The organism is Teredinibacter purpureus (assembly GCF_014217335.1).
Classification (GTDB): domain Bacteria; phylum Pseudomonadota; class Gammaproteobacteria; order Pseudomonadales; family Cellvibrionaceae; genus Teredinibacter; species Teredinibacter purpureus.
The window spans coordinates 3,918,334-3,932,598 of record NZ_CP060092.1; the positions used below are offsets into that span (position 1 = coordinate 3,918,334).

Annotated in this window: 13 protein-coding genes; all 13 read right to left on the bottom strand. The window is 39.0% G+C overall.

Features of this window, described 5'->3' with window-relative positions; genetic code table 11:
• Positions 1–100 precede the first annotated feature (100 nt).
• On the bottom strand, positions 101–514 hold the full coding sequence (locus tag H5647_RS17495) for a WbuC family cupin fold metalloprotein (protein ID WP_045860369.1): 414 nt from the start codon (positions 512–514) through the stop codon (positions 101–103).
• Position 515: 1 nt separating this feature from the next.
• Positions 516–1,733 carry a glycosyltransferase family 4 protein gene (locus H5647_RS17500; protein WP_200911601.1) on the bottom strand — a complete coding sequence of 406 codons (1,218 nt, stop codon included), beginning with the start codon at positions 1,731–1,733 and terminating at the stop codon, positions 516–518.
• The gene (wecB, locus tag H5647_RS17505) at positions 1,718–2,848 is read right to left on the bottom strand and encodes a non-hydrolyzing UDP-N-acetylglucosamine 2-epimerase (protein WP_045860371.1); all 1,131 of its coding nucleotides are present in this window, start codon (positions 2,846–2,848) and stop codon (positions 1,718–1,720) included. The genes H5647_RS17500 and wecB overlap by 16 nt, the downstream gene beginning before the upstream one ends.
• On the bottom strand, positions 2,849–3,952 hold the full coding sequence (gene wbjC / locus H5647_RS17510; protein WP_045860372.1) for a UDP-2-acetamido-2,6-beta-L-arabino-hexul-4-ose reductase: 1,104 nt from the start codon (positions 3,950–3,952) through the stop codon (positions 2,849–2,851). It abuts the gene before it with no gap.
• 3 nt (positions 3,953–3,955) lie between these two features.
• Positions 3,956–4,990: a polysaccharide biosynthesis protein gene (locus tag H5647_RS17515; RefSeq protein WP_045860373.1), complete on the bottom strand. Its 1,035-nt coding sequence runs from the start codon at positions 4,988–4,990 to the stop codon at positions 3,956–3,958.
• A gap of 3 nt (positions 4,991–4,993) precedes the next feature.
• Entirely contained in the window at positions 4,994–6,439 is a 1,446-nt protein-coding gene (locus H5647_RS17520) for a hypothetical protein (RefSeq protein WP_045860374.1), read from the bottom strand.
• Positions 6,439–7,335 carry a hypothetical protein gene (locus H5647_RS17525; RefSeq protein WP_052692158.1) on the bottom strand — a complete coding sequence of 299 codons (897 nt, stop codon included), beginning with the start codon at positions 7,333–7,335 and terminating at the stop codon, positions 6,439–6,441. Before H5647_RS17525 ends, H5647_RS17520 begins: the two co-directional genes overlap by 1 nt.
• Before the next feature lie 56 nt (positions 7,336–7,391).
• Positions 7,392–8,447: an EpsG family protein gene (locus H5647_RS17530; RefSeq protein WP_162926433.1), complete on the bottom strand. Its 1,056-nt coding sequence runs from the start codon at positions 8,445–8,447 to the stop codon at positions 7,392–7,394.
• 49 nt (positions 8,448–8,496) lie between these two features.
• The gene (locus H5647_RS17535) at positions 8,497–9,654 is read right to left on the bottom strand and encodes a glycosyltransferase family protein (protein ID WP_045860376.1); all 1,158 of its coding nucleotides are present in this window, start codon (positions 9,652–9,654) and stop codon (positions 8,497–8,499) included.
• On the bottom strand, positions 9,629–10,933 hold the full coding sequence (locus H5647_RS17540) for a lipopolysaccharide biosynthesis protein (RefSeq protein ID WP_045860377.1): 1,305 nt from the start codon (positions 10,931–10,933) through the stop codon (positions 9,629–9,631). Before H5647_RS17540 ends, H5647_RS17535 begins: the two co-directional genes overlap by 26 nt.
• A 138-nt stretch (positions 10,934–11,071) precedes the next feature.
• Entirely contained in the window at positions 11,072–11,803 is a 732-nt protein-coding gene (kdsB, locus tag H5647_RS17545) for a 3-deoxy-manno-octulosonate cytidylyltransferase (RefSeq protein ID WP_045860378.1), read from the bottom strand.
• Positions 11,800–12,465: an HAD family hydrolase gene (locus H5647_RS17550; RefSeq protein ID WP_045860379.1), complete on the bottom strand. Its 666-nt coding sequence runs from the start codon at positions 12,463–12,465 to the stop codon at positions 11,800–11,802. The genes kdsB and H5647_RS17550 overlap by 4 nt, the downstream gene beginning before the upstream one ends.
• Complete coding sequence (locus H5647_RS17555; protein WP_045860380.1) at positions 12,452–14,071, bottom strand: aldolase catalytic domain-containing protein; 1,620 nt, start codon at positions 14,069–14,071, stop codon at positions 12,452–12,454. Before H5647_RS17555 ends, H5647_RS17550 begins: the two co-directional genes overlap by 14 nt.
• Between the last annotated feature and the right edge of the window lie 194 nt (positions 14,072–14,265).

Genomic DNA, 14,265 nt, shown 5'->3' on the forward strand with positions numbered 1-14,265 from the left:
CCCTGTAATCCCCCCCCAACATTACACGCTGCGGATAAAAAGGTTATGCATCATTGGGTTGACGTACTGTTTGGTTGAACTGGTGCCGACCATAGCTCTCCTATTTATCTCTCCAATGAGGAAAAGATTTTGCAAAAATAGGGTTAAACGGCCCTTCTTTTACTTCCAGCATCAAAGCCCTTTCAGTGACACATTCAACACTGTGAATATCGTTGGGCTGAAACTCTATAGAATATGCCTCTTGCCCCTCCCCTACCAAAAACTGGCTCAATACTTCACCATCGAAGCGATACAACTTAACCTCTATAACCCCCCTTAATACAGAGAAAGCTTCCCATTGATGGTCGAGCTCATGGAAGTGAGGCTCTACGTAACTCCCTTTTACTAAAGCTATAAACAAACGCTGAACTTTTTCCTGATGACTACTATGGATATTTAAGTGAGCTCTCTTTCTAGCGGATTGCTCAGCCTGCTCAAATAATTCCTGAAAAAAAGAGGTGTCAAATACTTTCAATTTATTTTACCCTTAGATAATGACAAACCGTTTGAACCGCCCTAGCTACTGAAAACTCCCTTTCCAACAATTCAAACGCAGCTTTTCCAAGCCCATCTCTAACTGGCTTGTCATTATATAGTTCAATAGCAGACCCCAGCAAATCGTCATCTTTACCGTTTACATGAATACGTCCTGCTGAACTATTATTAACTAGCTCTTCAAGATCATTCCCAGGGTTCACACTCCCCAAAATAGGAAGGCTTTGAACCATATACCCCAACAGTTTACCCGGAAAATTATGAGCCGTATGTTTTTCTGAAAGAGAAAATAATCCAACATCAACGTCTGAAAGAATCTCTTTAAACTCATCTTGTGTAACAGAAGGAAGATAAGAAAAATTTGTTAACTCCCATTTATCAGCCAGCTCATGAATCAACCCAACTTCATCACCTTGCCCAACAAAAAGAAAGTGGGCATTCGGATAAGGTTGCATGCCCTTTGCCAACCGCATAAGGTTCGTCATATCTTGCGCATGACCAATATTTCCACCATAGAAAAAAATCACTTTATCTTTTAGGTTAAGCTTTTCTCTAGTTGTTATTCTTTTTGGTCTAGCAACATGTGGCGTAAGAGACGCCCAATTACGCAAAACATGCGCTGAAAATAGCGATTCAGTACATGTCTCGAAAACATCCAAATTATTTTGGGACATCAAACCAATCGCATCAGCTTGACGGTAAGAAAGGTTTTCAAAATAACGAAAGTACTTCTCAACCAGAGAACCAGAACGGACAAGCCCAGAATCGATAACCCATTGCGGAAACAGATCACGTAAGACAAGGTAAGAATTACAATTGCAACGCCTCTTTAATTTCATCACCAATCCTCCAAAGAAGATCGATGGCGAGTAATATACAACCCCATCAAATGTATCTTTTTTTACTCTACTTCGTACCGCAGACCACGCTCTGAACGAAAGCAACGTTTCATTAATGGCTCTGACAACTTTACCAACATCCTTAATTGGAGCGGAGCTGAATCGCCAAACTGAAACTCCTTCAATATCATCAACAACTAGCGATTCTCTTTGCTCTATACCTGGCGTAATTACCGTTACGTGATGACCATCATTTAAAAGTTCCAACGCGAATTCGTGAAACATCTTTGCTCCAACACGAGTGCTATAAGGCAAATAATCATCTATCACCAAAGCTAAACGCATTAATACTCTTTCCAAACAACACGCTTAACATAGTCGGTGTAGGAATGAATGATCCGAACAAGTTTGTCAGACACATTAGGCATGCTATAGTCATAAACAGGCCGCAGCAGGCGCGTATCACCGCTTGGCTGCGAATCCAAAACCTGCAAAGCCTGCATAACTCTCTGCGCTTCCAAGCCAACCATCATAACAAATGCCTCCTCCATACCTTCTGGCCTCTCATGAGCCTCCCTTAAATTCAACGCTGGAAAATTCATAATAGAAGATTCTTCGTTAATAGTGCCACTATCAGACAAAACCGCCTTCGCATTTTTCTGCAAGTGGTTGTAGTCATGGAAACCAAGCGGCTTTAATAACTGAATATTGGAGTGAAATTCTATCCCCTGCGCCTCAATGCGATTACGAGTGCGAGGATGAGTGGATACAATAACCGGACAATCATAATATTCGGCAACAGTATTTAACGTCTCTGCCAGTTTTAAAAGCTGTTTAGGAGAATCGACATTCTCTTCGCGGTGAGCACTCACGACGAAAAAGTTACCCTTTTTAAGACCCAAACGAGCTAATACATCAGAGCCATCGATCTGTGACATATAGTGATGCAGAACCTCAAACATCGGGCTACCCGTTTTAATCACCCGATCAGAAGGTAAACCTTCCGCCAACAAATAGTCACGAGCAATAGTGCTATACGTTAAATTAATATCAGCCGTATGATCAACTATCTTACGGTTGGTCTCTTCTGGAACCCTCTGGTCAAAACAACGATTTCCGGCCTCCATGTGGAATATTGGTACTTTCCGTCGTTTTGCTGGGATAGCAGCGAGACATGAATTTGTATCGCCTAAGACCAACATAGCTTCTGGCTGAACGTCAGCAAGTACTTCATCAACTTTGATAATAACCTGCCCGATTGTTTCTGCTGCATTCTTACCTGCGGCATTTAGAAAGTAGTCTGGTTTTCTCACACCCAAATCAACAAAAAAAACTTCATTGAGTTCAAAATCATAGTTTTGACCGGTATGCACCAAAATGTGTTCACAATGCTCATCCAGTTTGGCTAGCACACGCGAAAGACGAATGATCTCAGGTCGCGTTCCCACAACCGTCATTACTTTTAACTTTTTCATTTAAAGGGGTCTCACAAAAGTATCTGGCACATCTCTATCGAAAATTTCATTTGCCCATAACATCACAAAAAGCTCATCGTCGCCAATATTCGTAATATCGTGCGACCAACCGGGAACAGTTTCAACAATTTGGGGGGAATCGGAGGTTACCGTAAGCTCATAGCGCTCACCAGTAACAACATGCTCAAACTTAAATAGGGCTCGCCCTCTAATCACAAGAAACTTCTCATTCTTACTATGATGATAATGGCCACCTCTGGTAACTCCAGAATGAGCAGTAAAGAAAGAAAATTGACCCGCATCCTTAGTTTTAAGCATTTCACAAAAAACGCCGCGCTCATCGCCATAACTTGGAATACTATAACTAAATTGCTTAGGAGTGAAATAGCTCAAATAAGTAGAATATAACGCTCTAGTTAGCCCCTTGCCTACACGCTCAGTAATAAGTGAGTCACGGCTCTCTTTAAAACTATAAAGCAAGTCAGCAACCTCGCCAACAGTTGAGGAATACTCCGGTTGAACTGAACGCGTTCCAGAATCGGTGCCACTACCTAAGAGAGCAACGAGGTCATTACAGACATCATCGACATAAACCAAGCTTACGATAGCGGAAGGGTCATTAATGGAGATCTCAAGATTATTCGCAATATTGTAGCAAAAGGTCGCAACAAAAGAGTTGTAATTGGGCCTACACCATTTACCAAAAACATTTGGAAAACGATAAAGATAATGACATGCCCCTGCCCGCTGCGAATAGGCTTCAATAGCTTTCTCAGCTTGAAGCTTACTAACACCGTAAGCATTATCTCGCTCAGCCTGAATTGAAGAGCTCAACATAATGGCTGCGTTATTGCCCGCCCTTTCAAGCTCTGAAACAATAAACATTGTTAAGTCAGCATTACCAACCTGAAACTCGCTTTCATTCTTCGGGCGATTAATGCCCGCCAAGTGAAAAACAAAGTCAGCAGTAGCAAGATAAGATGTTAATTCCTCGCGGGAGGTTTCCTTATCAACCCGAGCAAAGTCAGTGTACCCCAACTCCTCTAAACGGACACATAGATTACTACCAATAAAACCTTTAGCGCCTGTTACGACAATATTCATAATTTAAGCATCCAATTCATAGTCTTCACCGGCACACATGGCACGAATAAAAGGAAGCTTTAACAGTAACTGCTTCATTCCTTCAACATCTAGACGTTCCGTATTATGAGAATTATAATCTTCAACCTGAGAGATACGCGAATCGCCGCTCTCAACATATTTCCCATAATTCAGATCACGGAGATCAGGTGGTACGCGATAATAATCACCCATATCTTCTGCGGCAACCATTTCTTCACGGCTTAATAATGCCTCATAAAGTTTTTCGCCATGTCGTGTGCCAATAATATTAATTGGATGATCGTTAACCTGCAGTAATTGACGTAATGCTTCGGCAAGATCTTCTATCGTAGCGGCTGGCGCTTTTTGAACAAATATATCGCCATTAGAACCATTCTCAAAGGCATATAAAACCAAATCAACCGCATCATCTAGAGTCATCATAAAGCGAGTCATATTAGGGTCTGTAATCGTGATTGGCTTTTTAGCCCTTATTAGATCAACAAACAAAGGAATCACCGAACCGCGAGAGGCCATAACATTACCGTAGCGCGTACAACAAATAGTTGTTTTTGATGCATCCACATTGCGAGACTTAGCCACTATAACTTTTTCCATCATAGCTTTAGAAATACCCATGGCATTAATTGGATATACAGCTTTATCTGTACTTAAACAAACTATTCGCTTCACGCCATTGGCAATAGCAGCCTCAAGTACATTTTCAGTACCTAACACATTGGTTTTAACTGCCTCCATAGGGTGAAACTCGCAAGACGGAACCTGCTTTAATGCCGCCGCGTGATAGATGTAATCAACCCCACGAGTAGCACTTAAAATGCTATTATAATCTCGCACATCACCAATATAAAACTTCAGCTTGGGGTTGTTGTATTTTTTACGCATATCATCTTGTTTTTTTTCATCGCGCGAAAAAATACGTATCTCTTTAATATCGGTACTTAAAAAACGCCTTAAAACAGCATTACCGAAAGAGCCCGTCCCACCAGTAATAAGTAGCACTTTATCTTCAAACATTTTCTATTTACCCTCTAAAATCAACGATAATTCTTCTTTTAAATCACTTTCACAAAACACCTGCTTAATCCCCTTTGCCTGCAGCGAAGGGAAAAGATGTTCTACATAATATTTATCTTTTGAGTTCTCTAGATATGCAATAGAGATAGAACCATTAAACAATGCCTCTAGCAGCACCGTTGACTTTCTTGCCACACATATACGATTACAAATAGCGTCAACATAATCATCAATAAATATCAGATTAAAACCTATGTGACTATAATTGCTTTTTGAATCCTTGGGATGTAACTTTACCGAAAAATCAACCCCCAAATTATATAAGGTTTTTACAATACTCAAATTCACATGCGTATCCCTGGACTCGGAAAAATACACAACCTTTTTCCCCTTACCCTCATTGTCAACCGCCAAACAAGCCCTCGAAAAGATCCTATTCATCAATGCCTGGTCATATACAAATTTAGTGGTACCATACAGTTTATTCAAGCACTCCGCTGAAACTTGGCTCGTAGAATAGAAGATATCGCCAGCAACACCACCAGGAAACTTAATAGAATATTCAAGTCCATGGGGAATACAAATAAGCTCTTTATTGTTGTTGCTAGCAATACGACTCTCAAGCATCGCATACCGATCTTCTTTATTTCCTGTATATATGCTTTTGACAGAGCCTAGTCTGCACAATTCGATAAAAGTAATTTCATAGATAGCTTTAACCACAATCCGCCTAGAAAAATACCAAACTATATCACCGACACACTGAAAACCAAGTAGAATATAGGCATCTCTTAAAATTGAACAAAAATCACGCCCCACAATAAAGGGGATTTTCAAAACACTATAAAAAGAAGCATTTACACTCAATAGAGAAAACATCGAACTCAAATTTGTCTTCTTATACGCTATATCCTCTGCGTATAAATCCATATTAAGATCATCTTTTATCAAACACATTTTGGAATAAGTTGCGCTAGACCTTACGATACAGGCCCTTGAAGACAAACTACCTCCCTTGCCGAGCATAAATGTTTGCCAAAGAACATACATAGGTGACAACAAGCCACCAATAACAACAACAGAAAATGCCATTATAGTCAAAATAACACTTCTAAAGTAATCTCGAATCAAAGTATAAACAGGTAACCCACGCCTACCCTTTAACATGCTTCGCCACAACACGCCTTGTACGCCACCTACACCAGTTTTTATATCCTCGCAATGCAGATCATCCAGCTGAACACTCCACTCACACAATTTGAAGTAGAAAAGCAAATAAATCTCATTGGCATAATCTGAACCAAGACCGAACCCAGCAACTTCTGACGAAAGTTTATCCGTTAGCGCGCTGATTTTTTTGCTGTCAAAGCCGACAACCGTTGATTCACCATTAAATGAACATTCAATCTCACCGGTTCTAAGTAGCTTGACCTCTTTTTTTTTGTTCATCAAGCCAGTTTTTTCCTGATTTTATTGATGTAACCAATATAGGGAAATAGAAGAAGTTTGAGAGGACTATAGACAAATTTGAAATACTTTCTCATAAACAACGTATTCACCTCGGGCGCCACAGCGTCATCAATTGGAAACCCCTCACCAAAAACAGAGGTATCATCCCCGCTTTTGGATCCACGGTGCGTTCCCTCATCACCTATACCAATATTATTGATAAGGTTTTGCTTGGGGACCACATGCAACATTTTTTTTGATCGAAAATATAGATCGTATGAATACGCCCACGAATTTACCATTTTGGTTTTCATTAGGTTATGAATACCCAGCACATGATTTTTTTCAGCAAAGGATAACTCGCGTAAGCCAATACTTTTCAAAACATCTTTTTGATAACCAAATTCAACATCAATTCCCCTAACCCTATCCGCCCAACTCGCCCATCCCCAGCAGAAGAATTTACTAGAAAAAAAATGACTTTCTTTACCAAATTTTGACAATTCATTTCGTCCGGCTATCGAAGCGACGGTTTTATCAGTTTTGTATTTTTCAAGCATTTTCTCGCAATATTCGAAAAAAAAAGGGGATGGAATACAATCATCCTCGAGAATAATTCCCCTATCAACCTGGCTAAAAAACCATTGAATCCCCTTGCTTACAGCTAGCTTGCACCCTAGATTCTCTTCTGAGAACAAAGTGTGAACCTCACACCCCCAATCGATAGCATTAAGAACTTCGTCCCGTATTTCAAATATGACTTCCTGCTCAGCAAGGCCTCTAGGACCATCAGAAGCCAAATATATAACCTCTGGCTTCACAGCTTTTAAAGCACCAACCAACCTAACAATAGAGTCTCGCCTATTGAAAAACAACAACAATACTGGAATATTCATAGGATAATAACCTTGAGTGAAACAAGCACAATCACTGCAGTCTGCATATAAATCGGTCAAAAAACATCTATAAACAAAAAATCTTTTAACACTCTGGACACAAAAACCAGATTAACCGTAACAAAAATAAAATACGTCAGCACATTTAACACCTTATACCTCCCCACTTTACTCCGCTCACAAACAAAAGAAGTTACGATAAAAAACATAAAAACAACAAATGCATCAGCGATCCTATCTACCCACAAAAAACCCGAGAAAAATGACGTAAGAAAAACCCCAAGAAGACAAACCTTAAGCGGCCCAGTCATTCTTTCAAAATCGCTAGTTTTGTAGATAACCACAGACAAAACGACAACATTAAACAAAAACCGAAAAGAATACCCTGACTCAAACTTAATATTATCAATATAATACGTATATCTGGACAGAAAAGAGAGCAACTTGATATATTCAAATATCTTTAAGATTATGAAGTCGGTCAGTCCAGTGTAATACAGAACAAAAGAGACAAAAAGAAAGCTATAACAAACATACCTCTTTAACTGCAATTTCAACAAAGGCAAAGATAAAATGACCAGCAATATACTTTTATGGAAAAAAGGGGCTAGCGCAAAAACTAAAAAAGGAGCCACCTTCTTACCTCTATACAAAAGACTGTATCCATACAAAAAAACAGATATCGCCATACCAACCCGCAAAAATATAAAGTTAACAGAGAGACCATAGAACGAAATATACGCAATCAACCCCAACGAGACATTAAGGCCTAGATTAACTAAAGCCAACCTTACCAACATGACATTAAACAAAGCAATAGATAAGAAATATAGTATGTGACTATCGAAAAAAAGCTTAATGAGCTTACCGAAAACCACAAAGCCCATCTCCTGCCCTATATATTGCATATCCAAAAGAGACGAGTTATACAATTTAAATAAGTCAAAGTACTCTTTTGTATCTGGAACCAATATATTCCGATAACCAACGATAAAAACAAAAACAAAAACCACTAGAACCTGATAAAACCACGTATCCCTTTTAGAAACCAACACTAAAAATGCCATCAAAAGCAAAAAAACTGCGTATAATAAAAATGATATGTCTTGCAAAAGAACCTCGAAAACACAAAGTGTATGCACAAGAAAATGTATATAGTTATTACTGAATAAAGGAACCAAAAGACAATATCATCTTCCTTTTACTTAACGATTCTCGCGCTTCAGTCAACGCCCTATCCCCAACCTGCATATCAGACACTACCTCTATCGCCTCAACGAGCGCTCTACGATCAAGCGAAGTGCAATTAACACCAACTTTGTATTTATTAATAAATGAAACTACCGAAGAATTTTTTGGCCCATGAAACAACACCTTTACGCTCGAAGCGATATATGCAGACACCTTCCCAGGAAACGAAGTTTCGACCACTTCAGCTTTTTTAGGAGAGAACCAATAAGGTACATAACCAATATCTGATACCGACAATTCGTCCAAAACCTCTTCCAATTCTACCTGACCTCGAAATTCAATCCTTTTATCACGCAAGACGCCAAAACGAGGTAATCGACCAAAGTTAACAAGCTGAATATTTTTATTATTTACCTTGAAATCCATATATTTAAGCGCGGAAACAAAACTATTCCATTCACGCTTCGCGTATATTGATCCTGCAAATACAATTTTTATACTTTTTGATTTTTCAATGGATCGCCTCTCAATGACACCCCGCTGAAACTCATTACTATCAATTCCATTTCTAATAACAAACGTTTTATCTGCGTATTCAGAGCATAGCTTTGCTCCCATTCCCTCGTTGATAACGGAGATGTTTTCTGCCCCTTTCAATGTAAAATCAAATGATTTTTTAACCAAACGGTAGGTAAATGGGTCTAAGTTTAAATTCCCCTTTAAATAAACTGGTGAATCCCAAATCGTGACGTAAACGGGTATTTCAGTTTTGGCGAGCAGGCTCTCCGCAAGAAAAATTAATTCTGGACTTGATAGTACCACCCAAATTTTATCTACCTTCTCACAATTAATAACCTCAACTATAGTTCGAAATATCCTTTCCCTATAAATACACCTAAAAATCAATAAGAGTAGGCTTGACAAGATAGGTAAATGACTTTTAAAAACCCCATATTCATAACAACTAAAATTAAGCCATTTTTTTATTTTACCCAGCCTTGATCGCTTTACTACGGACAATCTTGCAATACTACCATCAGGTTGTTGAGAGCAAATATTTTCTAAGTAGATATCACCCACCCCTTTACTGCCCGCCGGTGTACTAGTTATTAACAACGTCTTTTGCACAAAAAAACTCCTTTGCAATTGAGTACAACGTAAAAGTTTCAATAATAAGAGTCCAAAACACCATTATATAAAACGGGTTCACCTCAATATCCATCCATAAAAAAATACAAATGGTGACTAAAACTGCGACCGCCTTGACAAGTAGATAACCCGCTACTTTCTTTATCTTACCCACTGCCGAAAGTATCGTCACATGAACATTTGTCCACATGAGCAATGAAAAGTAGAAGCTAGCTGACACAACAACACTTTGCTGAAAAGTTACTTCTGAGTTAAAAACGAAAGAGAGAACAGCACTACCGTACGAGCACCCTACAACGATGGTTAAAAATAGAACGCTAAGCACGTATTTCAACAGCTTCGAATATACCCCAATAGCCCAGGTATAACTTCCTTTTGAAACACTCTCTGTAATAGCCGGAATCAACGGTAAACAGACCATGGAGACCAAGCCGCTTCCAAGTAAGATTATTTGATTTAGCGCAGCATATTGAGCAGCAAAATCCGTGCTATAAAAACGACCGACAATCAGTACAGGCAATACATGCAAAATTAAATTTGCAACGGAACCGGCAAACAAAAAATTTTTACCGTCTGACAGTAACTTTTTTACCTGCGGCTTAGATATCAAACTCGGATTGAGGTTAACATAACCTTCAACACAAATAAGTCTCAAAGCATTTATAAGTCTAAAGGCAACGATTGGCCCTAAAATAATTAAAAGCAGATGGCTGACTAATGCTATATTTTCCCCATAAATAACAACAAACACTACACTAACTATTGAAGATAAAAATGAAAACGAATTAGTTATATATTGCTTTTGCGATGCAAGAACGACAGCATCTGTTACGGTACAAAAGTTCTGCAAAACAAAAATAATTAAAATACAATAAAAACTGACGTTAACATCTATTGTCGAACTGACATTGGTAGACATAAAAATAGTATTAACATCTACCAACGCTAGCAATATTAGCGCACCTAGAAAAACTACTAAACTCACAAAAACTGCTATAATGAGAGCGCTTGAAAACCAACTACTTCGATCTTTCTTATAACGCAATGGCGATATAATAATGGTAATCGCTGGGCCAACACCGATACTTGACAGCATCAGCCACCCCATAACCCCCATCATCATTGAATATACAACAAAGCCCTCGGCACCCAACTGCTTGACAGCCAACGGCATTGCAAACAACTGTAATGCTAACGTTGACACTTTCGATAAGACTGAGGTGATAATCGAAAGCTTTATTTTTCGCTCTTTGGGCATCGTAGGTCTGTCTGTATATCAAATTAACTCTATTGATAAAATCTATTGTTAGCTAACAGCAGATATTTACCTACTTAAAATACCTCGACTTATGCGAGAACGGATATTTTACAACCTTGTATTATGGCTTAATTTAAATCACTGCTGCATAGAGAGAACAACGCGAGCCACATCATCAGGAATATCCACAGCGATAGAACCACTCCCTACTTCGACCATGTTTACCTCATAACCAGACTCTAAAAATCGTAAAATCTCAACATCTTCAACCTCTTCAAGAGGTGTTTTTTTCTGCTGGCTTAAGAAAAACTCAAGATGCTCTCTCGAAAAAGCGTAAATACAAACCTGCTTTAAGCCAAACTTAAAATCCCCCTCTTTTGTCAATGGGATCCCAGATCGACTCATATACAATAGCTTTCCAGACTGATCACATACCACTTTCGGAACAGTTAACGAACGGAACTCCCTTTCGTCTGAAATCTTGCACATAGCGTTAATAATCGCTCCATCACTATTAATATAAGATTCAATTACATTTTTAATATGTTCAGGAGAAACAAGTGGTTCGTCGCCTTGAACATTAACAATAAAATTGCAATTTAAAGTCCGATTAGCCTCTGCAAGCCTATCGGTTCCAGTGAGACAGCCGCTACTTGTTCTTATAACCGAACCACCGAACGTGTTGACCGCAGATTCAATTCGATCATCATCGGTTGCTACGAACACCTTTTCGCCCCCAACTGCTTCACAGCATCGCTCCCAAACATGCTGAATCATAGGTTTACCGCATATATCTACTAAAGGCTTACCTGGAAATCGACTCGACTCGAATCTAGCTGGAATAACTACCGCATAATTATCAACGTTCATATTTCTTGTATTACCTCATCAAAAGAATCTATGACTCGATATCCTTGATCTTTACACAGACCTCTCATTTTTGATTCAACCCTAGAAAAAGGACTGTAAAAAATGAAATCAATTGCATTGGCTCTTGCAGCTTCTAGGTCTGAAATTGCATCACCGATCATTACAGCTTTAGACTCTTTATGCATATCCAAAATGTTGGAGACATTAACTGATTTCAGTTCTGGGGAGCCCATAATTCCATCAAAATAGACATTTAACTGTCGAGCATTAAAAACTCTTCTCAACTCATCTTGTTCTGAACCACTAGCAACATATTTAACCGCATTACTTTTAGTCAGCAACTCTTTTACAAATGGCGCCAAATTAGCTTTTAAGTATAACCTTTCACACTGATACGAATAAGATGCGAGAACTTCGCTTTTAAAGTCCTCAACTATCAAGCCTCTCAAATTTAGCAAGTGGCTTGCAAAATAGTCAACGTGATAAAATCTAGATTTCCCGAAGTTTTGACCAAAAAAAGAGGTGCATGTATCAATATCAGAATTCGTTATGCCGTACCCCCTTAAAGCTATACCCATAGCTTTAATTTTTAGGGCATTTGAGTCGAGCAGAACGCCATCACAATCAAATATAATTACATCAAAACAACTAAACCGGTGCATAGATGGAGCCTTGCACAAGAGGATAGGTCGTTGGCGTTAATGCAATGAGCCTTTTTGATATTTCAAGACCATTCATCATAGAAAAGATTTCAAGCATCTCTAATTGTCGAGAGTCGGCACTTTCATACCCATCAAACCCGGCGAGAAACACTCCTTTCGGGTTCATCGTTTCAACAACACTAAATGCATATGCTGCTGTAATATCAAAAGGAACAACACAGTATTCGTTTTTAACGGAAAAACAATTATGCTTAACTTCAAACCCATAATCGATTAATTGACAGCTGCCAGAAAAAAGTTCTAGTTCTGAATCCTTGAATCGGTGCTTTGGCAATATAACCGGCTTTTTGAGCGTATTGTATATACCACGCTCTGAAAGAAATTTATTGTTGTGGGATAGACAATAATAATCAATATATTCTGCCAGCTCTTCAATCACATTTATCCCAATAACAATTGGCTTTTTGTTTCTAATATACGCTTTAATGTCCCTTAAATATCTTTGTAAACTTGAACCATTTGCTACAATTAAAACATCTCTTTCATGTGCAACACTGCACAACTCTGGCGAACCACTGACCGGCTTTCCCTCACCGGAGAATGTCAATGCGGCTTTGTACACATCTCCATTGTAGGACGTTCTATTTTCCTGCTGACTAAGAAATTCTATCGCACCAACAATTTCATCCGTCCCAAAATGGCTATCAGAAAGCATGTTTTGTATGTAAGTAGGGTGAAGATTATTTTGAGCGCCTAAGAAATAAAGTAAATTGCTTCCCCAGCCACATTCTTTCTGCATCGGCTCGAAATGACGTATTGCCAACTCATATACTGGAGTTGTTACATAACTATCGCTCTCTTGACTAATAACAGCTAATAAATTTTCAGTCTGCGAATTACCTGCACCACGCCCCATACCCGTAACCGTAGCATCCAGCCACTTCACCCCTGCTGCTTTTGCGACCAAACAATTATCTAATGCTCTAGCCATGTTGTTGTGAGTATGGATACCTAAGTCACCAGACCAGCATTCACGCAATGCCGAGATTATTCGTTTAACCTCCCCTCCATCCATATTGCCAAGTGAATCAGCGAAATATAAGACATCCACCTGCCCCCAAGAAGCCACTATCCCAGCCTTTTCTGCCAACTCCGCTGAGGGTTTACCTCCGGCTTGCATCAAGTTATATCCAACAATATAACCCTTGTCTTTCAAGCATTTCACTATCGCCTCTGATTTTTCCACTTCATCAAAGTGAGCTGCAACTCTAACAATAGACACATGACTGTCTTTAGAATCAACAAATAAATCATTAACTGTATCGCCAATAGACTTAGGGGAGCCCATAATCGACTTAGCATTAACCATTACACCATAACTAGGCCCATTGGGTAATCGCAAACGATTAATAAAATCTTCGGTTGTGTAAAAGAACGCACCGTGAAAACCTTTTTGAGGCAGCTCACGCAACCCTAATTCGACGTAATCTACTTTAGCTTTAGCCATGGCTTCAATGTATGCTTGAACAACGTCAGGATCAAAATCCCAAAGATTGTAATAACCACCATCACGCAGTGTGCAGTCTAAAATTTTAACTTCATGCATAATAAATTCTTCCTAACTAATTACTACATACCTAGATTAACACCCATATAAACCTGTTTTTTCAACAGAAAATCCCACAAACACCACTAATTTAAACATTGATTTGAAGGTCTTCCAGCACGAAAGATTAAGATTCTTCGAAACCTAGCTAACGCGGATCAATGGCCAAAAAACAATGGTATTGGTTATTGCAA